Source organism: Ruminococcus hominis, assembly GCF_014287355.1.
Lineage (GTDB): Bacteria > Bacillota > Clostridia > Lachnospirales > Lachnospiraceae > Schaedlerella > Schaedlerella hominis.
Genome location: NZ_JACOPE010000001.1, coordinates 1,252,735 through 1,274,610, shown reverse-complemented (window position 1 = coordinate 1,274,610; position 21,876 = coordinate 1,252,735). Strand labels below are relative to the sequence as shown.

The following is a 21,876-nucleotide window of genomic DNA, read 5'->3' as shown; positions in this document are numbered from 1 at the left end:
GGCTGCAATAACTGCGCCCCTCCATATAATTAGACAGTCATGACTTCTTTTGTCTTCACATCTACTGCTACATCAATTTCTTTGATGTATTTATCTGTTAATTTCTGAAGCTGTTCTTCCAGATCTTTAATCTCATCCTCTGAAATATCGCTTCCTTTTAATTTCTTGAACGCATCGTTTCCATCACGACGAATGTTACGGATTGCAACTTTTGCGCCTTCTCCCTTTTTCTTAACATCTTTTGCAAGCTCTTTTCTTCGCTCTTCTGTAAGCTCTGGGAAAATCAAGCGAATGCTTGTTCCGTCATTTGTAGGATTAATTCCGATATCAGATACAAGGATTGCTTTTTCGATTTCCTTAAGCAGGCTCTTCTCCCAAGGCTGGATCTGAATCATACGAGCTTCTGGTACAGATACGTTAGCAACCTGCTGGATTGGTGTTGGTGATCCATAATAGTCTACTGCAAGCTTATCCAATACATGTGGATTCGCACGTCCTGCACGGATTGTAGCAAGCTCACTGTTCAGGCTGTTGATTGATTTCGTCATCTTGTCGTCATATACTTTCAATTGTTCGTTCATATCTTATTAATTCCTTTCTTATACAGTTACTTTTGTTCCTGTAAATGTTCCACTCATTGTCTCAACAATACTATTCTCTTCATTCAGTCCGAAAACAAGCATCGGCATCTTATTCTCCATACAAAGAATGGATGCTGTCATATCAACTGCTGCGAGCTTCTGATCAATAACATCCTGAATTGAAATCTCATCATACTTTTTCGCTTCCGGATTCACCTTCGGATCACTATCGTAAATTCCATCGATTGCTTTTGCAAGAAGCATTGCATCTGCTTCAATCTCGATTGCACGAAGTACTGCACCTGTATCTGTTGAAAAATATGGATGTCCTGTACCGCCTGCGAAGAAAATTACTTTGCCTTCTTCCAATGAAGCAAGTGCTGCATCTTTTGAGAATAATGATGTAAATGCTCCACATACAAATGGTGTGAAAATCTCAGTCTTCATACCTACATGTCTGAAAATATCTGATACATAAATACAGTTCATAACTGTTGCAAGCATACCAATCTGATCTGCTTTCGTACGGTCAATTGTTTCGCTTGTGCGACCTCTCCAGAAGTTACCTCCGCCTGTTACAATTGCAATCTGATAACCTTCATCAACCAAAGTTTTAACCTGTTTTGCCACTCCGATACAAGTAGCCTCATCAAACCCTGTTTTTTTATCTCCGGCAAGTGCTTCGCCGCTAAGTTTTAAGAGTACTCTTTTCATAACAATCTGCTCCTTAACGTATTCCGATAGAAAAATAATTTATCATTTTTCTATATTTAGATTTATAAATTGAAGTATATCATATCTTTTCTATTTTGTCATGTATATATCGTTCTTCTTTATATGGTTTTCTACCTGGTTCTTCGATTAATATATCTTGCTTTATATTTTGAATATACAATCGTCTGATCTTTATACAAACTGTAATATCCTGACACTGCATAACTAATAGAAATTGCGATCAAATAATATGCAGCACCGGCAAATCCAAACAATTCAAATGAAATTAACATTGCAGTAATCGGACAATTCGTCACTCCGCAGAACAAAGCCACCATACCTGCTGCTGCAGCCACCTCCGGTGACACTCCAAGTATATTTCCCATCACACAGCCAAACGTCGCTCCAATTGCAAATGCCGGTACAATTTCTCCTCCTCGATATCCGGCACGCATCGTGATAGCTGTTAATATCATTTTCCATAAGAAATCGAGCGGGCGTGCATCTCCCGTCGCAATAGCTCGCGCAATCAATTCATTTCCTGCTCCCATATAATCTTTCGTCTGTAATAAAACTGTAATTACAATAACAAGACATCCCGCCACAACAACACGGATATATGGATTTTTTAAATATTTACCATAAATTTGTCCTGTCCATTTTAATAAGACGCAAAATAAAATACTGAGCACTCCGCATAATGCCGCAATAATTCCCATTTTAATGCCACTTTCAATCGTAAGCACCGGAATTCTGTCTACCGGAAATGTTTCCGGAAAAATCCCCATACCGGTTGCAAACTCTGCCGCTATGATTGATGCTGTCACACATGGAAGTAAGGCTGCATAATACATAACCCCTACACTTACTACTTCCATTGCAAATACCGCTGCTGCCATCGGTGTTCCGAATACTGCCGCAAATGCCGCACTCATTCCGCACATGATTATGACATGCTGGTCAAATTCATCGAGATGTACAAGTTTTCCAAGCCAACTTCCGATACTTCCTCCAAATTGAATTGACGCACCTTCTCGGCCTGCCGAACCACCTGTTAAATGAGTAAGCAAGGTTGCCACAAAAATCAATGGTGCTGAACGAAACGGAACCTTATCTCTAGAACGGATTGTTGCCAATACCTGATTCGTACCTCCATCTTGCCTTCCCATCTTTTCATATAAAAATGCAATCATTAAACCTGCTATAGGCAAAAGCAGGAACACCCATAAATGGCTGTCCCTATATTCTATCGCATATTTTATACAAGCTGCAAAGACACTGCTGGCCCCACCGACCACCAGACCGGTTAACACTGCAAGTGCAAGCCATTTCAAAAAATTATTTACGTCCCTCCGGGTTCTTTCATAATAGTAATAAATTAATATTTTCCCTTTATCAAATAGCGTTCTTTCACTTTCTTTTTCCACAGCTCACACCTCATCCTATTTTTTCTAGTTATAATAGTATCATAGATATAAGCACTGTGACAATACCACAGATTCCGATAGCCAATCCACTCATTGCACCTTCTACTTCGCCAATTTCAATTGCTTTTGAAGTACCAACTGCATGACTGCATGAACCAATTGCAAGCCCTGCTGCTATAGAATCATTTACACGGAATATCTTAATTAAAAACGGAGCAAGAATACTTCCTAATATTCCTGTAAAAATAACGGCCACTACAGTGATTGGTACAACGCCGCCATTTCCTTCTGAGATACTGACTGCTATCGGAGTTGTCACAGATTTTGGTACTAATGATACTGTAATACTCTGCTCAAGACCAAATAATTTACACATGCCATATACACTGAACATGGATGCAGCAGAACCGACAACACATCCTACCAGAATTGGAAGCCAGTATTTTTTCAAGATATCAAATTTTGAATAAATCGCAACTGCCAGGCATGCTGTGGCCGGTGCCAGGAACATATTAATAATCGCTCCTCCCACATCATATGCTTCATACGAAATATGGAATATTTCTAACACACCTACGATCAATACAATCGCAATAATCAATGGGTTGCAGATTGGCGACTTTGTTTTTTTCTGAATCTTCACACCAATCCAAAACGCAATAACACTTATTGCTACACCAAAATATTCTGAGCTACATAATTCACGCATTATTTCTTCCTCCTGTTCATCAGCTTAATCACAAATTGTACGCTGTATGCAGTTGCCGCAAACGTAATAATCGTAGAAACAATACAGATAATAAGAAACGGAACAAGTGTACTTTTTAAAATATCGAAATAATTCATAACACTTACCCCTGCCGGCACAAAAAAGAATGCCATGTTTTCCATTAAAAAATCTGCTTTTTCCTGAACATGCTCAATTTTCAAAATACCTGTCAGCAGACAGATAAATAACAAAATCATTCCAATCACACTGGATGGAAATGAGAAAGGTAAATACGCTGCCACTATCTGACTAAGCCAACATACAGTAAAAAAGATTCCTATTTGTTTAATAATTTTCATTTTAAATCACCCCAAGCTACATTACACCTTAGGAAAAAAATTGTCAATCAAATTACTATTGATTTTTTTCGTAGTAAAGTTATAATTTTTCATAATAGTATATTTGATTTTATTGACATTCTCTCTTGTATGTTCTATTATAAGAGTGATTTTCGCACTTTAAAGAATTAAAACATCACAGTGTGCAAATATATATTTTTTAATTAGCTAATGAATAGTAGGATTATTTTTATAATGATTGAGAGGTAAAAATTATGATTATTGTATTAAAACCACACGCTTCTGAAGATCAAATTCTTCGTGTTGAAGAATTAATCAAGAAAAAAGGACTGGAGGCCCACATTGTACGTGGCGAAGAGATGACAATCATCGGTTGTATCGGAGATACTACTGCCGTTGACTCCCGACTCTTTGAAGTTGATTCTGCAGTCGACAAAGTCATGCATGTCCAGGAGCCTTACAAGCTTGCAAACCGTGCTTTCCATCCGGATGATTCTATTATTGATGTGTCCGGTGTTAAAGTCGGCGGAGAGCATCTTGCAGTAATTGCAGGTCCTTGTTCTGTTGAATCTTATGAACAGGTACTGGAAATTGCTAAAGCCGCTAAAGCTTCCGGTGCAAATATGATCCGTGGCGGTGCTTTCAAGCCTAGAACAAGCCCTTATTCTTTCCAGGGATTGGGTCTTGAAGGTCTTGATATTCTCTGTGCAGTACGTGATGAAGTAGGTCTCCCTATTGTAACAGAATTAATGTCACCGGATTATCTGGATGTCTTCAACGAAAAGGTTGACTTAATCCAGATTGGTGCAAGAAACATGCAGAATTTTGATTTATTAAAACAACTGGGGAAGGTTGACCGTCCTATCCTTCTGAAACGTGGTCTTAACGCTACTTATGAAGAATGGATCATGTCAGCAGAATATATTATGGCTTCCGGTAATGAAAATGTAATTCTCTGTGAACGCGGTATCCGTACTTTTGAATCCTTCACAAGAAACACATTGGATCTTCAGAGCATTCCTGTATTAAACAGCAAAACTCATCTTCCTGTTATCATTGACCCAAGTCACGCCGGTGGAAAATGGTGGCTTGTAGAACCTATGGCAAAAGCTGCTATCGCTGCCGGAGCAAACGGATTGATGATTGAAGTACATAATGATCCTGACAGTGCTCTTTGTGATGGTGCACAATCATTAAAACCAGAGAAATTTGACGCACTAATGAAACAGATCCGTCAGATTGCTGCTGTCGTAGATAAAAGAATCTAGTTTCAAGGAGAACAAACTATGGAATTAACAGTAAACTTAGGAGAAAACAGTTATCCTATTTATATTGAAAATGGTATTCTTCCACACGCCGGAGAATATATTTCAAAATTCTATCAAGGGAAAAAAATCATCTTGATTTCCGATGATAATGTATTTCCACTATATGGCGAAACAGTATTGAATTCTCTGCAAAATTATGAATGCCATACACTCGTCTTACCACATGGAGAACCAACAAAAAGTTTTGAATCTTTACCTAAGATCTATTCCGCTATGCTTGACGCGAAAATTTCCAGAAGCGATCTTGTCATTGCTCTTGGTGGCGGCGTAATCGGAGACCTCGCAGGATTTGCAGCTTCCAGTTTCCTGCGAGGCGTAAAACTGGTTCAGATCCCAACTTCTCTTCTGGCTCAGGTTGATTCCTCAGTCGGTGGAAAAGTCGCTGTCGATCTTCCACAGGGGAAAAATCTGGTCGGTGCGTTTTTCCATCCAAAAATGGTTCTTATTGATCCAGATGTATTAAACACATTACCTACGCGATATATCAATGACGGAATGGGTGAAGTGATTAAATATGGCTGCATTAAAGATGCAACGCTTTTTAATACCTTGAAAAACCATATTTCTTTTGAGGATTTAAAACCGGAACTTGCTTCTATCATTGCACGATGCGTAGATATCAAACGTATTGTTGTCGAACATGACCAGTTCGACACCGGAGAACGTATGCTATTAAATTTTGGTCATACACTCGCACACACAATTGAACAATATTATCATTATGAGCGTGAAAGTCATGGCGAAGCCGTAGCAATCGGTATGTATCAGATTAGTAAAATCGCTGAAGAAAAAGGATTAACTAAAGATGGCTGTTCCGATGAAATCAAGCAGCTTCTCCAAACATATGGTCTTCCTTTTTCATGTAATCTTCCAATTGAAGATTTGACCGGTGCAATTAAATTAGATAAAAAGAATTTAAATAATCATTTGAATGTTGTACTGTTACATACAATCGGTGACAGTTATGTATATCCTACTGATGTCACATTTTTTGATAATGCAGGTATCATGTAACTTTCATTTAATATTTTGCATTCACACTCTCATTAAACAGACAAAAAGAACGTTATCGTATACCGTATTTCTAAATACACGACAACGTTCTTTTTATATTCTCATTAAAACAAGCTGACGAAGTATCCTAAAACTCCTTCATAACTGCCGCAAATGCTGCTTCTAAGTCTTCAATAATATCATCAATATTTTCAAGACCAACTGAAATTCTGATCATTCCACCATCAATTCCCGCTGCCACAAGCTGTTCATCTGTCAGCTGACGGTGTGTCTCTGATGCAGGATGAAGCACACACGTACGAATATCGGCCACATGTACTTCATTGGATGCCAGATGTAATGAATCCATAAATTTAGCAGCTGCAGGACGGCCACCCTTAATTATAAAGGAAATAACTCCACTGCATCCTTTCAAATATTTTTCTGCAAGTGCATGACATACATCGGATTCTAACCCTGGATAATTTACCTTCTCTACTGCCGGAGATGCTTCCAGATATTTTGCAACCGTCATTGCATTTTCACAATACTGTTTCATACGAACAGGAAGCGTCTCTAATCCCATGTTCAATAGAAATGCGGAATGTGCTGCCGGATACACTCCAAAATCACGCATCAACTGCATTCTGGCTTTGATAATATATGCCATATTTCCATAACTTTCTGTATAAGAGATTCCATGATAAGATTCATCTGGCTCTGTGAGTCCCGGGAATTTTCCATTTGTCCAATCAAACTTACCACTATCAACAATTACACCGCCAATCTGAACTGCGTGTCCATCCATATATTTACTTGTCGAATGAACCACGATATCTGCACCAAATTCAAATGGTTTACACAAAATTGGTGTTGCAAATGTATTATCAACGATAAGCGGTACATTCATTTCATGTGCAATATTAGCAAAACGTTCAATGTCAAATACAACTAACGCCGGATTGGCAAGTGTCTCTCCAAAAACAAGTTTTGTATTTGGCTTAAATGCTGCCTTAATCTCTTCATCACTTGAAGCTGCATCTACGTAAATGCACTCAATTCCAAGTTTTTTTAATGTAAATGAAAACAGATTGATCGTTCCTCCATAAATCTGTGGAACACTGATAATGCTGTCTCCTGCCTCACAAATATTTAAAATAGAAAGCAATGTTGCTGCCTGACCGGACGTAGTACACATTGCACCTACTCCACCTTCTAGTGCAGCAATCTTTTCTTCTACTGCCATTACTGTTGGATTTCCGAATCTGGAATAGCAAAGCCCTTTTGTCGGATCATCAAAAATTGCAGCTACTTCTGCTGCTGAATCATATACATAGGTCGTGCTCTGTACAATTGGAAGCACTCGTGGTTCTCCATTTTTAGGTGTATAGCCTGCATGCAGGCATTTTGTTTCATCTCTCATTATCACTTGTCTCCTTTTCTTAAGTCATACATAAATTCTAGCAAATTTCATCAACTTTTCCTAGCAATTTTATCAGATTTATGAATCTGATCTATAATTCGGATTGTATTCAGGGAAATATCCAGATATGGGTGTTCTACATTTTCTTCCTTTATAAGGTCATAAAATTTCTGAATCTCATAAATCATATTATTTTCTACCGGCTTATATGGTAGTTTTTCACACGTTCCATCTTCTAGTCCGTCCCGGTCTCCTTTGCGCAGTCTTATCTCGATTTCTGTCGGACTGCCAATATGATTCAACAAAATAGAACCTTTTTCTCCTTGAATCACACTTGGATTAACCGAAGCTGTAATTTTCGAATATACTGCCTGTGCCAGAAAATCCGGATATTTCATCAAAACAACCCCACTGCCCTCAAATCCATTTGAGAGAAATGTAGAATATGCCTCTACCTTTTCCGGTTCTCCAAACAAACGAACAATTGCATGGATACAATATACTCCAATATCACGTGCCGCTGAATTTAACAACTCCGGATCAAAAGCATTTTCCACAATTCCATTAAGGAAATTATCGTATCTGCTGGAATACTGACAAAATTCAAATTCCACTCTCCGCAATGTTCCAATTCTAGGGAGTTGCTCTTTCACCAACTCAAAAGCAGGATCAAAATCTGACTTCATTGCCTCTAAAAGAATTACATGGTTTTTCTTTGCACACGCGATCATTGCTTCTGCTTCCTGCTCATTTATTGCCATAACTTTCTCGCATAATACATGCTTTCCGGATTCCATTGCCTGTATGGCCTGTTCGCAATGAATATAATTTGGTGATGCAATATAAACCGCATCCAGTCCTGAATCCAAAAAATCTGTATAATCAGTAAATACGTGCTTTATATTATACTTTTGAGCGAAGCACTCTCCCGTCTGTTGTGCCCTTGAATATACTGCAAACAACTCCGTTTGAGGATTTTGTATAGCTGCCTCACAAAATTTATGACTGATTTTATTTGTCCCTATAATTCCAATTTTTATCTTCATATACCACTCTTCCTATTTCTCATCCCATTCTCGCTTTGTAAATAAAATGTCATGATTGATCAAACGATAGAAATCGCGTTTCATTTCTTCATATCGCTGATCTCCCAATGCCATTAACCACATCATCTTCGTAATAGTTGCTTCCAACGTCATATCATACGCTTCCAGTAATTTAAAGTCCAGTTTTACACGCTTACCAACTTCATATACAGTCATATTGCTTCCTTCATTTGCAACCTGCGTAGTCATCACAACAATTTTACCTTTGTCTTTCCATTTATTCATTTCTTCATAAAATTCTTCTAATAAACTCTCCGGAATTCCACCTACTCCAAAACTCTCAATGACAAGACAGTCATAATTTTCAAACAAGTAAGGTAAAATATCTGCCTTCATTCCCGGAATCAATTTCAACACATACACACTGTTTTTCATTTCATAATAGAATCTGACTGGACCTGTGTACGGCATTTCTGTAATATAACGTACCAAAACACCATCTTGGATTACTGCAAGATATGGAAAGTTTATACTTGTAAATGCATTATAGCTCTTTGCTCTCTCTTTTCTTGCCCTTGTTCCCACAATAACTTTCCCGTCAAATACTATATTCACATCCTGAGAATCATTATCCGAAGCATATATAAAACTATCCAGCAAATTCGTCTTTGCATCAGTAACATCCATTTCTATCGGTTTCTGTGCGCCTGTAACAACAATCGGTTTTCTGGAATTCTGAATCATATAAGACAGTGCCGCTGCTGTATATGCCAAAGTATCCGTTCCGTGACAAATTACAAATCCATCATACTCATTATAATTTTCTTCTATTGTTTTCACCAATAATTTCCAATGATCCGGTGTTACATTTGTACTATCTAAATTGCAAACTTGAATAGACTCTACTTCACAAATCTTTGCAACTGCAGGTATATAAGTCAAAATATCCTCCGGCGAAAGCCCGGGTGCAAGTCCGTATTCTGTTTGTTTCGAAGCAATCGTCCCCCCAGTTCCTATCATCAATATCTTTTTCATATCGTTCCCTCTCCATATTTCTCGTATAAATGAGTATACCACAATTTATATCATATAAAAAGGATGACTCTGTGCAATCATAGAAATCATAGAAATGGATGTTGCTGTTCACAGTACCTGTGACCAGCAACAAATGGATTCTTTATTTATATTACGGTCATAGTTAGCTAACGGCTTATTCTCACACAAATTTTGCCATTAACCATGCCGCTATCGGAATCACAATCACACATGAAATAGCTCCAAAAATCATTGAAACACAATTCTGAAATAGAATTTTAGAATTTAATATAATCTCTATTGAATAATCCTGGATTTTTAAATATGCAAAAAGCAATAATGACTCACCTAAATATGCAAATAACAATGTATTCACTGTTGTCCCAATCACTTCTCTTCCTATTTGAATTCCACTTTCCATTACTTCTTTCATTTTTAAATCTGCTCTATGCATTTTCACTTCATATATTGATGTTGTAACTGTCAATGCCATATCAAGGACTGTTCCCAATGTACTAAGTATAATCACAGACACTGCAACTTTTTGCATATTAATATCTAAATTCATATTATAATAAAATACGTCTTCTCCTACTGCCTGTATTTCATTTAATCCACCTGCTTCGCTTTTCCATATTACAAAATATACAGCAAAAAATAATATACTCATTGTAAGTAATACCGCTATAAATGCACTCCACGTTTTCACGTTAGAACCATTTTGATAAAACAACGTAATACATGAAATCAAAAAACCTGCTCCTATCGTAGTAAAAAGAACTGGCATTCCAGATGCCATAAGCCAAATTGCCAAACTTATCACAAACAGATTTCCGCACAATGCTATCAGAGATACTACTCCTCTGTCTCCACCGACAACTACAATAGAAATCAATAAAATTACGCCCAATGCCATCAGCATGTTATTTTTCTCCTCTTTATCGTCATTTTCATTATTAATGAAGTAATTAAAATAGAAACCGGAATGGCAAGAACAATTCCTGTACTTTCAATAAAAAACCGACATAATTCACATGGAATATGCAACTTAATAATTGTCATAAACCGTATTTCATTATTCATTCGAATCAAACATGTTGGAATCAATCCACATACAAATACAAACAGCAATACATTTATCATAGTCCCCATGATGTCATATCCTATTTCTCTTCCCGATTTAAAAAGTTGTAAAAATGTCACATCTGGTTTCTTCCTAATGATTTCACTCAAGGCTGTAGCTATGGCAACCGCCACATCCATAATTGCACCTATTCCAGAAAGTAATATCTCTGCATGAAAAATTTCATCTGGATTATCTATACTCCCAAGATATTCCATTGTTGAATAGTCTACCTCTTGTGCATAAGTAATTACAATATCAAATGCCCCCATGATTATTACAAGGACAATCACTGTCGATACTATTGACGCTATTGTTTTTTTATTGATTCCATTTAAACCAATCAGCGTTGCAACTGCAAAAAATACTATCATCCTGCTACAAATTTCCAACACCTTAGAAGTATTTTCCGCACATATAAATCCAATTATAAATATCACGATATTCATCAATACTGTAATAATTGTCAATACTCCTTGTCTTCCTGTAACCATTACAAGTAAAACAAATAAAAATCCTATTAAACTCACTAATTCTGTATCACGCTTCAAACCTCTTATTCCTAATTTGATATCATCTTTTGTGCCATTTAAAAATACTTTATCCCCTTTATGATATTTCTGACTTAACATCCCAGTGTAAGTATACTCATTTGATGCCCCTATCATTTTCCCCTTACTTTTTCCATTAAGAACAATTCCGCGAATACTTTGTTTATATTTTGTTTCCATAGTTCCACGCGTACTTTTTGTTTCACCCGATTCCATTGTTTCTACTTCAGTTAATTTTGCAATTGGGATGTGATATAGCCATGCATCGCACATTGTAAAAAGAATAGCTGTCAGATACGCAATAATCAATATAACTTGTTGTTTTAATTTTTTACTTTTCTTTATATGTTTTATTATCTTTTTTCCAAACTGTCTCATTTTTATCCTACTTTGTTTCTGCATTCCTTGCATATTCCACAAAAAACGACTACATCTATTCATATTTCGAAGATTGTAGTCGTTTCATTACTTTTCAATTGTCAAATATGGATTTTTACAACGCCTCTTTAATTGCCGCAAGCAACTCACTATATTCCTCGTATGCCGGAAGTTCCGGATACTCTTTCTTAATAGCATCTGTACTTCTAAAAAGAAAACCAGCCTTACTTGCCTGAATCATCCCCAAATCGTTGTGGCTGTCTCCACTTGCTATCGTATCATACCCGATAGACTGCAGTGCTTTCACTGTTGTAAGCTTTGACTGTTCACATCTCATTTTAAATCCTGTGATTTCTCCAGTTTCTGCAACTTCAAGTGAATTACAGAAAATAGTCGGCCATCCCAGTTTTTCCATAAGTGGACTTGCAAACTGTGTAAATGTATCACTTATAATAATAACCTGTGTGATAGAACGAAGCTCATCCAGGAACTCTTTTGCTCCCGGCATTGGATCAATCTTTGCAATCGTCTCTTGTATTTCTTTTAATCCAAGTCCATGTTCTTTTAATATCTGAATTCTCCAGTTCATGAGCTTATCATAATCAGGTTCATCTCTTGTAGTTCTTTTGAGCTCCGGAATACCACTTTCTTCTGCGAATGCAATCCAGATTTCCGGTACAAGCACTCCTTCGAGATCTAAACATACAATATTCATCTTTCTTCCTCCATAATTTATCAGTTTAATAGGATAAAGTATACCACACCTTTTTGATTATGTCATCTATGATTATGTATATGTGATGATAAATTTACTATTACTCACCACCTGAAGATGTGGGAGTCTTCTCGACTGAGATAAATATTTTTATCTTTCAGCCAGGTACTTCTCCGTCAATTTCACTGCATCTTCAATACACTGAGAACAACTGCACAATACCTTTCCAGTATCAACACCCTTCAGTTCACGACAGATGCATGATCCATTTTTCCCAACGAATCGTTCTACCTGTTCTCTTATCTTTTTATATGTAGTCCCCTTCGTTTTAGAACCTTCTTCCGTACTTCCCTTGCTATTATCAAGCCCTATGATCATTGCCATTCCTGAAAGTGCACCACACATCTCCATGCATCCCATACCAAGGCCAAAGCCTTCTGCTATACGAAACATTTCATCTTCATCAATACCAAATTCTTTACAAAAAGAACAAGCTACCGCCTGTGCACAATTACATCCTCTGTTATGCAATTCCAATGCATGTTCTACTTTTGTACTCATCTTTCTTTTCTCCTCTTCTTATCTTTTTGTTATTATGTTTCTTACTTCTTAACATATCATTTACTTATAATTTTTTAATTCTTGTAATAGCAGCTCTTATCGTCTTAAATAAAAATAGAAAGTAAAAGCGCAAACTAGCTGCTTTTCCAAATAGGAAAAACAGCTAATCTGATAAATGCCCAACACTTTAAATCTTATTAGTTATTAGAATAAAATGATCCCATATAACGGATATATTCATCATCTGTTTTATTTGCCTGCCAATTATGAACATTTGCTTTATTATGTTCGCCTGCAATAACAGAAAGAGATTTTCCGAGATTGTCAAATGCTTCTTCAACGCAAGCCTCCGGTGTCATAGCAGCCTTCATAACAGCTTCTCCTGCCGGTCCACCCGGAAGGTTGCTTAACAGACTTGGTGTTATTGTTGTACCTAAAGTAATAACTTCCACATCAACATTTGTACTCTCACATTCTGCTGCTACAGCTTCTGTCAACTTTTTAATATAAGATTTACCTGCACCATACTGTGCATTATATGGCGAACTGCTGATTGCTGTTAAAGAAGATACGTTGATCACAGCACCTCGATCCTGTTTTGCAAAGATTCCCATATAGTGATAGAAGCATTTTAAGAAAGTCATAACGTTAACATTAATCATCTGCTCATGCTTCTCCCATGGAGTATCCTGCAATTTTCCAAATGTATGGAAACAGGCAACATAACTCATAAATCCCATATCAAGATCTTTTGTTGCTTCAAAAATCTTATCTGTACAGTCAGACTGTGCAAAATCCGCACGGATAACCATATGATCTACGCCATATGTTTCACTGATATTTTTTCCAAGTTCCTGCAGCATCTCTTCTCTTCTTCCTACAAGAACAACACTCATTCCCTCAGAAGCAATTTTTTCTGCAAAGGCTTTTCCCACTCCTTCAGTTGCTCCCAGAATAATTCCCCATTCACCGTATTTCTCTCTTAAATTCATCGTTTTTTCCTCCAATTTTTTCTGATTTGTAACGAGATATACTATAACATGTCTAGAGAATTTTAACAATGGAGAAAGTCTATTATCTTTGTTTTCAGGAAAATATTAACAAACTTCTATTCCTCAACCATTTTTCTTAACTTATCCAGATCATTTTTATCCGGATGTGATAATGCACTGTCAAAATTTTTAATCATCATGTCAAGATTTGGCATATAATTTGGCTGTTCTTTCATCTTCACATAGCGTTCTCGCACAGATTGTGGCATCTTTCCCTGACACATATATTCACCAATAATTTTGTTGCTTGAATCAATGCTTTCTTTAATCTGTCCAAGCACCTTTTGAAAGTACTCCTGACTGCCACCAAACCCAGCTGTTCCAAACAAGAAAATTTTCTTATTTTTGAGTTTTTTCAACAATTCTAACGTCTCTTTATCCGCATTTCCTTGATTTGTCCAAAATCCTATATATACTTTATCAGACTGTGGTTCTTCTTTGCTCACACCAAAATAATCGCATTTTTCTTTTGGAAGTACCTCGTAAATTGTATCCGCAAGTTCCTTTGTATTCCCTGTTGAACTGCTAAATATAATCGAATATCTTTCTGTTTCCATATCTATTACCTTCTTTCTTCATAGCTATATCATCATAGCACATGCAAATTTAGAAGTAAATGTACGCTTATGTAAAAGCATTTATGCAGATATTGTATATTCCCCCAAAAATATCGAATCTTCCGGCATTAGTAGTTGAAATGAAGTGGGATAAATCAGCAGAAGGAGCAATTGTGCAGATTAAGAAACGGAACTACCCAGCGGTAATCAAAGATGTAAGTGCATGCGAAGACTGTTAGACAAAACATAGATGAGGTGATATAATTCTATAGATATTCATCGCTATGAAAATACTTATGATAAGGAAGTGAAATTTTGGAACAAGGGAACTTAACAAAAGGTCCTATTTTAAAAACATTAACTAAGCTTGCCATTCCTATTATGGCATCTTCTTTTTTGGGGACATTATACAATCTTACTGACATGGCATGGATCGGATTGCTCGGCTCTAAGGCCGTTGCTGGTGTCGGTGTCGGTGGTATGTTCACCTGGCTCTCACAGGGATTAGCCTCTATGGCTAGAATGGGTGGTCAGGTACAGGTGGCACAATGTATCGGTCGGGGGGACCGAAAAAAAGCACATGCTTATGCACAGACAGCAATACAATTATCTACTTTTATGGGGTTATTATATGCTGCTGTTTCTTTATTGTTTACGAATCAGTTGGTAGGATTCTTCCATTTAACCGATCCGGAAGCATGGACTGCTGCCATCTCTTATACTAAAATCGCCTGTGGACTTATTGTTTTTTCATTTTTAACATTAACCATGACAGGAATTTATACTGCACAAGGTGACTCAAAAACACCTTTTTTAGCCAACTTGGTTGGGCTTGTACTGAATATGATCTTAGATCCTGTTCTAATTCTCGGACCGGGACCATTTCCTAAATTTGGTGTGGCAGGTGCAGCTATTGCAACAGTTACCGCTCAGTTTGTTGTTATGAGCGTTATGATTTTAGGCGTTATAAAGCAAAAGAAAGACAACGTATTGAAAAAGACTCGGTTAATTGCGAAAATGCATTTTGAACATGTTGCAGGTATATGTAAAATTGGAATTCCAACTGCACTTCAAGGAATGGCTTACTGTGCAATTTCTATGATACTGACCCGCATGGTATCTGCCTTTGGGGCGGAAGCCATTGCTACGCAAAGAGTTGGCGGACAGATTGAATCTGTTTCATGGAATACCGCTGATGGATTTGCTTCTGCTTTGAATGCATTTATCGGGCAAAACTATGGTGCCGGTAAGATGGACAGAGTAAAGAAAGGGTATCGTGCCTCATTATTTACGGTTGGTATCTGGGGCTTATTAATTACAATGTTGTTTGTTTTCGCTCCAAACACAATTGCCTCTCTTTTCTTCCATGAACCAAAAGCCATTGCTACCGCAGTCGGATACCTTGTTATTGTAGGCTTCAGTGAAGCTTTTATGTGTGTCGAGCTTACTACAATCGGTGCATTATCCGGACTTGGAAAAACACACCTTTGCAGTGTTATTTCTATTTTATTTACAAGTGCACGTATTCCTCTTGCGATTGTCCTTGGACAGAGCACACTCGGTCTTGACGGAATCTGGTGGGCAGTCTCGCTTACATCAATTGCAAAAGGTATTATTTTTGTTTTTACATTCTTCTGGATTACAAAAGAAAAACCTGCCTGAGTACTTTACTCAAGCAGGTTTTCTTTATATTATTATTAAGCTGTTTTTACTTAGAAAAAAACTGGGCTTCATATTTTCCCCAGTCTTTTAGCTTCTTCGATGATATCTAACAACTTTCGGTTCGCACTGCCAATCTGTACTCCTGCATCGATCACTGTATCGCACATTTGTACTGCCTTAATTGCCTCCTCATACGCCCGTTCGCTTATTTCCTCAAACGGAGTTTCTTCAATTACTTGTGTCGCCAATACCTTTGCCACCTGGTAATCCACATCATTTTGATATAAAATTCCTGCTATAAAAGGTATCTGCTCCTTTCGAAGTTTCCGGTAGATTGGTATTCCATTTCCTCCTGAAGATATAACAAGGATCTTTGGATTTCCTTCTATCTTCGGTAATTCCATGCTTCCAAATAATGGATCAAAATATCCATTTTCTATCTCATATAATTCTCGGATAATCGGCTCTGTAAAAACATCCTCCGGTTGTCCATAATGAGTGATCGTCTCACCCTTCACACACATCACCTTATCCGAAACCTTCTGTGCCAGTTCAATTTCATGTAAGGACATAATAACTGTAATATGCTTTTCTCTCACCATACGCTCCAAAATCGAGAGTAACTCAAGCTTATGTTTCACATCCAAAAAGGAAGTTGGTTCGTCCAAAATCATCACTTCCGGCTCCTGGCAAATTGCTCTTGCAAGCAAAATACGTTGTCTTTGTCCGTCGCTGATTTCATTAAAATTACAATTTCCCAACTCTAATGCATGTACCGTCTCCATTGCTTCTTCGACGATTTCCTCATCCTTAGCGGTTAAAATTCCTAACCGCCCGGTATATGGATAACGTCCCATTGCTACTACATCGTGACAGGTCATATATTCCGTTTTGATTCTTTCTGTCAAAACCACCGCCATCTTCGAAGCCATTTCCTTGTAAGACAATTGTAAAAGAGACGTATCATCATAAAACACATTTCCTGCAATCCACTTTAGTTGTCTTGTAATGCTTTTTAAAATCGTGGACTTTCCCGAACCATTCGGCCCGATCAATGTTACAATTTCACCTTTGTTAATCCCTATGTTAATATCATGGATCAACGCTTTTCCCTGATAGCCTACCGCCAGATTATCCAGCCGGATATAATGATCTGTCATCTCTTATCTTCCCTTCTCACGCTTCAGCATCATATAAATTACAATCGGAGCTCCTAATATAGACGTTACTGTGCTGATATTTAACTCTGTCGGTGCCAGTACCATTCTCGCAATCAAATCACACAACATACAAAATACCGCTCCCGCAAAAAATGTTCCGGGAATAATAATGAGTGGCCTTGCTGTCCCAAATGCTTTTCTTGTGAGAAACGGAACCGCAATTCCTACAAATGAGATTGGTCCGGCAAATGCTGTCACACATGCTGACAGGATACTCGACAATAAAATCAATGCCACACGAAAGAGTTTAATGTTTACTCCCATGCTCTGTGCATATCCTTCTCCCAACTGGTATGCCCCAATTGGCTTTGACAGGAAAAATGTGAAAATTACCGTAATTCCCACAATCACTGCAGCCACCCCAATATTACTCCAGCTGGTTCCCGAAAAGCTTCCCTGTGACCAGCCGTGCAGATTTACGATATCCGAATCATCCGCAAAAGTGACTACAAAATCTGTGATTGCGGAACAGATATATCCTATCATAATTCCTCCAACAAGTAACGAAGCCATATGATGTATTTTTTTTGACATCAGCAAAATAAATCCTGTCGAAATCAATGCCCCGATAAATGCAGCCATTACAAGCGTATAGGAAGAAAATGTGCCTATATATTTCAAAAAAACAATCATAGTCATGGCCACTGCCATCTTTGCACCGGAGGATATTCCTAACACAAAAGGTCCTGCAATTGGATTTGAGAAAAATGTCTGCAGCAAAAATCCCGACAATGACAATGCTCCTCCGAGCAATGCTGCCATCAATATTCTCGGCAACCGGATTTTCCATATAATATTATATTCTACAGCTTCCCCGTCTCTTAAAAATAAAATTTTCAAGATTTTCGCCACCGAAATATGTACGTTTCCTGTATTGATATTTAACACTACAATTATAAAAAATAGAATTGCCATTGTGATAAACACCATCGTATATCTGGAACGTCTTTTTAAATTTTCCATTTGAAAACTATGATTTTCCATATTTTCTCACCAATCTTTTATCTCACCATTATCTTAATTATTCCATTTTCTGTAAAAATGTCATATTTTGTGGATTTTCTTCTGTCAGCATTAAATGAATATCTCGGATCAATTCACCGACTGTGTCCGTTGACTGATAGAGATTTTTTCCTGTATACCAGACATTTCCGTTTTTCACAGCTTTAAATTCTGAAAACAAATTGTTTTTTGCTTCTAATTCTTTAATACTGCTTACTTGTCCCACAATTGTTCCATTGTAAATCAGATAATCTGCATCTACTGCTGTCGCATAAAATTCTTCCATTGTCAGTTTTACTGATGGAGCATTATTATCCGGATTCTTTAAATCCGAAAATGCATATCGTCCTCCCGCTATCTCGATCATAGCCGGTATGTAATCATCAGATTTTCGAACTACTACGGTTCCATCTGTATTGATATAAAAATATGCCACCGTCTTTTCTGTATTTTCAAAGCCTTCCAAATCTTCGATGATTTTTGCCTGCTCAGAGAAGAAGTTTTCTGCTTCTGTTTCTTTATTAAACAAAGCTCCATACAGTTTTACCCACTCTGTTCTTCCAAGCGGATGGGATTCATAACTTGCATAGTCTATCAGCACCGGAATATCCAGATCTTCTATCATTTCCTGTACTTTTGGTGTGTGCAGTATCATCGTCGACTCAATTGCCAGATCACAATCTCCGTCTACCAAATTTTCATAATCCGGCTCACTGTATTTCCCGGCATATATCATGTTTCCATCCTGCATGGCCTGTCTGGCAGCATCGACATACCAATCTGATTCGTCCAACCCGGAAAACTTCACGCAATCCACCGCATCTATAGAGGCGATCAAGGACATAGAGGCACTGGCTGCCATATAGACATGCTGTAATGGCTGCTGGATTATTTTAATGTCTTCATCCAATCCTTCCGGAGCTTCTTTTCCTTCCGGCACGATTAAATATTTTCCGCTTTCTTGAATATTAATCAGCTTATATCCGTCTTTGTAATAGTATACATCAAATTCTTCTGCATAGGTCAGATCCATTGTTTTTTCATAGGTAAGCCCGGCAATCTCAGGGGCTGAGTCTTGATTTTCTTTCTCCTTCTCCTGCGACGAACCACATCCGGTTAAAGCAAATATGCATATAAGCAGAACTACAATATATTGATACCATTTTCTTTTCATATCATTCACCTGTCGTTTTGTACACTTCCCGTATCAGAAGAGCCACTATTCCCCGTCCCCAATGGCTTCTTCGCATCCGAATAACACTTTGTATACTTTTATCCATTCTTTTTTCGCGAGCTCAGTCTTTTCATTTGCTGAACAGTCTACGATAAATGGAATTCCAAGCATTGCAAATTTTTCTGTATATTCATTAAAACGTTCTGTCTGTTCTTTTACTGTAAGCGTATCTTTGTTTGTATCGCTCTCTTTTTGAGGAAGGATTGATGCCGGGAAGATCGCAAGGTCTACTTTTTGTTTTACTAAGGTTTTATATTTTGGAGCATCATAGCTTCCTCCATATACAACTTCTGCTGATTTACCATCTTTTCCTTTACTCATTCTGTCTGCGATTTCAGAAATTGTACAGTCTTTTTTCTTAGAACCAACTGCAGCTACCAAATCCAGCAAATCTAATTGCTCCATCGTTTTCAAAATTTCTTCAGATGCTACATAAGCTCTGTCTGCCGGGATATTTATAAGTATCATGTCCTGGTCAAGTCCGACCGGGATGTTTACATTTTCCGGAACAAGTAAATACTTTACAATATTTGCCTGATAAAGCTTTGCTGTTGCATCTTCAGATGTTTTCTTATCTTCTTCTTTTTCAGACTCTCTGGCAGTATTTTTTGTCATATCTACTTCTAAGAGAACGATTCCTTTTTCATAATGATAAATCTTGAAACATTCTGCATGTTCTACTTTTGTTTCTGACTGATATTCCAGCCCCATGATTTCCGGAGCTTCTTCATCGAGTGTCTTACTATCATTATTGCCGCTTCCTATTGCTTTACTTTCATTTGCATTACTTCCGTTAGCGGCTGCCAGATATACATAAATGTGATACTCAATCTCATGTGCCACTGACATCTTATCCGTCATTGCTATAATGCGGTTATTCTGATTTAATGCCACCGGAATTACCGCTGTCGCAGTTCCTGAACCCTTTGTCGTATAATATGTATTTCCGTTTGTTTTTACATATTGATAATGGTCACTACTAAATACCAATGTTGCAAATGCCTGTCCGTTTTGAATTGTAATCTCATTACATGTAATCTGCACTTTTCCGGTTCCGCCTGACCACTTAAATCCATCCGGAGTATATGTTCCATCTGCCAAGGCTGTTGTACTTTCTACTTTTGAGGTAGAACCACTTGTATTAGAATCGTATTTTGAGTCCGTATTTGTGTCTGTATTTCCTGTATTTCCATTATTTCCAGTTCCAGGTGTTGACGCTTCCGGAAGTGACGGCACTGTAGGAACATTTGGTGTTGTCGGCTCCGTCGGTGTTACCGGAGTTATCGGTTGTGAAGGCTGTGGTGGATTTGGCAAAATTCCACCGTCACCATTTCCTCCATCTTCCAGTTTCTGTAAAGAGTCTGACTGGAATACCAGTGTTCTGTCATACCATTTTTTATTCTTTATAGAATAAGCTGCAACCGGAATTTCTGTATCCAGCCCACTTATCTGGATTGTATACATGTATCCACCATTGTCATTTACTACATATGGTGCCCATTGTGATGCCTCTGCCACAGCTGCCTGCTTTGCAGTACCTGAATACAGATATCCATATCCTTTTCCACTCAACGTTAATTGTGCACTAATCAATCCCTCTTTTACCGTTAATACACAATCTGTCACTTTAAACATAGCACTGCTTGATGTCACCTGTACTTTATATGTTCCATCTTCGAGAACTTTTGTATCTTCTCCCGGTTCTGGATTCGGTTCTGGTGTAGGCTCCGGATTTGGCTCAGGTGTTGGTTCCGGTTCTGGTACAGGCTCCGGTGTTGGAGTTGTTTCTGGTTTTGAAACCGTTTCTTCTACTCCTGTCAACTCATCACTCTTAGTTGTACTCTCATCCTCACCATTGCCTGCATTCTCACCAGTTTCTTTATCTTCCTCGATTTGTCCGGCATCCTCTCTATCTGTTGTGTCAGTCCCGCTGTTCACATTGTCATCACTTTCTTCCGGCTGTGTTTCTACTTCACCCGTACCCGAAATGTTTATCGGCTCCTCGCTTTCTACAATCACATTATTCACACTGTCTTCAGCATAGACCTGCATATAGGTTAATGCCGGGCTTATCATAGATACACTCAATAATAAAGCCAATAATATCGCACTTCGTTTCTTCATATTTTCTCCAATCTAACTAACTATCTTGATTTTTGATTATATTCTCATAATCTTACGGGAATAAGTAGAATTTAAACATACT

22 protein-coding genes are annotated in these 21,876 nt (G+C 37.7%); 4 read left to right on the top strand and 18 right to left on the bottom strand.

The annotated features are described in order from the left end of the window. Positions 1-29: 29 nt before the first annotated feature. The 5 genes from frr to H8S40_RS05490 form a co-directional block, all read right to left on the bottom strand. Complete coding sequence (gene frr / locus H8S40_RS05510) at positions 30-581, bottom strand: ribosome recycling factor (RefSeq protein WP_022075443.1); 552 nt, start codon at positions 579-581, stop codon at positions 30-32. 18 nt (positions 582-599) lie between these two features. After that, positions 600-1,301 (bottom strand): UMP kinase, encoded by a 702-nt coding sequence (gene pyrH, locus H8S40_RS05505; protein WP_494545940.1) that lies wholly within the window; start codon positions 1,299-1,301, stop codon positions 600-602. Positions 1,302-1,426: 125 nt separating this feature from the next. Beyond that, complete coding sequence (locus tag H8S40_RS05500; protein WP_186864790.1) at positions 1,427-2,722, bottom strand: chloride channel protein; 1,296 nt, start codon at positions 2,720-2,722, stop codon at positions 1,427-1,429. Positions 2,723-2,750: 28 nt separating this feature from the next. Then, complete coding sequence (locus H8S40_RS05495) at positions 2,751-3,431, bottom strand: LrgB family protein (RefSeq protein ID WP_186864789.1); 681 nt, start codon at positions 3,429-3,431, stop codon at positions 2,751-2,753. Further along, complete coding sequence (locus H8S40_RS05490; protein ID WP_121055926.1) at positions 3,431-3,790, bottom strand: CidA/LrgA family protein; 360 nt, start codon at positions 3,788-3,790, stop codon at positions 3,431-3,433. Before H8S40_RS05490 ends, H8S40_RS05495 begins: the two co-directional genes overlap by 1 nt. A 254-nt stretch (positions 3,791-4,044) precedes the next feature. Here H8S40_RS05490 and aroF point away from each other — a divergent pair, with 254 nt between their 5' ends. Both aroF and aroB read left to right on the top strand, forming a co-directional pair. After that, positions 4,045-5,058 (top strand): 3-deoxy-7-phosphoheptulonate synthase, encoded by a 1,014-nt coding sequence (gene aroF / locus H8S40_RS05485; protein ID WP_186864788.1) that lies wholly within the window; start codon positions 4,045-4,047, stop codon positions 5,056-5,058. A gap of 18 nt (positions 5,059-5,076) precedes the next feature. Continuing rightward, positions 5,077-6,132, top strand: a complete 1,056-nt coding sequence (aroB, locus tag H8S40_RS05480; RefSeq protein ID WP_186864787.1) for a 3-dehydroquinate synthase — start codon at positions 5,077-5,079, stop codon at positions 6,130-6,132. A gap of 127 nt (positions 6,133-6,259) precedes the next feature. On the opposite strand, the gene H8S40_RS05475 is transcribed toward aroB, so the two are convergent. From H8S40_RS05475 to bilS, 9 genes are all read right to left on the bottom strand, one after another. Then, complete coding sequence (locus H8S40_RS05475; RefSeq protein WP_186864786.1) at positions 6,260-7,534, bottom strand: O-acetylhomoserine aminocarboxypropyltransferase/cysteine synthase family protein; 1,275 nt, start codon at positions 7,532-7,534, stop codon at positions 6,260-6,262. A gap of 50 nt (positions 7,535-7,584) precedes the next feature. Beyond that, on the bottom strand, positions 7,585-8,580 hold the full coding sequence (locus H8S40_RS05470; RefSeq protein ID WP_186864785.1) for a Gfo/Idh/MocA family protein: 996 nt from the start codon (positions 8,578-8,580) through the stop codon (positions 7,585-7,587). Positions 8,581-8,592: 12 nt separating this feature from the next. After that, a complete protein-coding gene (locus H8S40_RS05465) occupies positions 8,593-9,615 on the bottom strand; it encodes an asparaginase (RefSeq protein ID WP_117989765.1) in 1,023 nt (340 codons plus the stop codon). Positions 9,616-9,796: 181 nt separating this feature from the next. Further along, a complete protein-coding gene (locus tag H8S40_RS05460; protein ID WP_186864784.1) occupies positions 9,797-10,537 on the bottom strand; it encodes a YibE/F family protein in 741 nt (246 codons plus the stop codon). Further along, positions 10,531-11,667: a YibE/F family protein gene (locus H8S40_RS05455; protein WP_186864783.1), complete on the bottom strand. Its 1,137-nt coding sequence runs from the start codon at positions 11,665-11,667 to the stop codon at positions 10,531-10,533. Before H8S40_RS05455 ends, H8S40_RS05460 begins: the two co-directional genes overlap by 7 nt. 115 nt (positions 11,668-11,782) lie before the next feature. After that, the gene (thrH, locus tag H8S40_RS05450; protein WP_118688161.1) at positions 11,783-12,382 is read right to left on the bottom strand and encodes a bifunctional phosphoserine phosphatase/homoserine phosphotransferase ThrH; all 600 of its coding nucleotides are present in this window, start codon (positions 12,380-12,382) and stop codon (positions 11,783-11,785) included. A gap of 150 nt (positions 12,383-12,532) precedes the next feature. Continuing rightward, positions 12,533-12,943 (bottom strand): C-GCAxxG-C-C family protein, encoded by a 411-nt coding sequence (locus tag H8S40_RS05445; RefSeq protein ID WP_022075660.1) that lies wholly within the window; start codon positions 12,941-12,943, stop codon positions 12,533-12,535. A gap of 197 nt (positions 12,944-13,140) precedes the next feature. Beyond that, entirely contained in the window at positions 13,141-13,935 is a 795-nt protein-coding gene (locus tag H8S40_RS05440; protein ID WP_186864782.1) for a 7beta-hydroxysteroid dehydrogenase, read from the bottom strand. A 116-nt stretch (positions 13,936-14,051) separates the two neighbouring features. Continuing rightward, the gene (gene bilS / locus H8S40_RS05435; protein WP_186864781.1) at positions 14,052-14,552 is read right to left on the bottom strand and encodes a flavodoxin family protein BilS; all 501 of its coding nucleotides are present in this window, start codon (positions 14,550-14,552) and stop codon (positions 14,052-14,054) included. Positions 14,553-14,611: 59 nt separating this feature from the next. Here bilS and H8S40_RS05430 point away from each other — a divergent pair, with 59 nt between their 5' ends. Beyond that, entirely contained in the window at positions 14,612-14,791 is a 180-nt protein-coding gene (locus H8S40_RS05430) for a hypothetical protein (protein ID WP_118688163.1), read from the top strand. Between the two features lie 76 nt (positions 14,792-14,867). Further along, positions 14,868-16,214, top strand: coding sequence for an MATE family efflux transporter (locus tag H8S40_RS05425; RefSeq protein WP_243238190.1), 1,347 nt, complete (start codon positions 14,868-14,870; stop codon positions 16,212-16,214). 68 nt (positions 16,215-16,282) lie between these two features. Here the strand turns inward: H8S40_RS05425 and H8S40_RS05420 are convergent, their stop codons facing one another. From H8S40_RS05420 to H8S40_RS05405, 4 genes are read right to left on the bottom strand one after another with little or no spacing between them, the layout of a single operon-like run. Continuing rightward, positions 16,283-17,374, bottom strand: coding sequence for an ABC transporter ATP-binding protein (locus H8S40_RS05420; protein WP_186864780.1), 1,092 nt, complete (start codon positions 17,372-17,374; stop codon positions 16,283-16,285). A 3-nt stretch (positions 17,375-17,377) separates the two neighbouring features. Then, a complete protein-coding gene (locus H8S40_RS05415; protein WP_186864779.1) occupies positions 17,378-18,418 on the bottom strand; it encodes a FecCD family ABC transporter permease in 1,041 nt (346 codons plus the stop codon). Between the two features lie 37 nt (positions 18,419-18,455). Then, entirely contained in the window at positions 18,456-19,610 is a 1,155-nt protein-coding gene (locus H8S40_RS05410) for an ABC transporter substrate-binding protein (RefSeq protein WP_186864778.1), read from the bottom strand. Positions 19,611-19,655: 45 nt separating this feature from the next. Next, positions 19,656-21,794: a hypothetical protein gene (locus tag H8S40_RS05405; protein ID WP_186864777.1), complete on the bottom strand. Its 2,139-nt coding sequence runs from the start codon at positions 21,792-21,794 to the stop codon at positions 19,656-19,658. Positions 21,795-21,876: the final 82 nt, after the last annotated feature.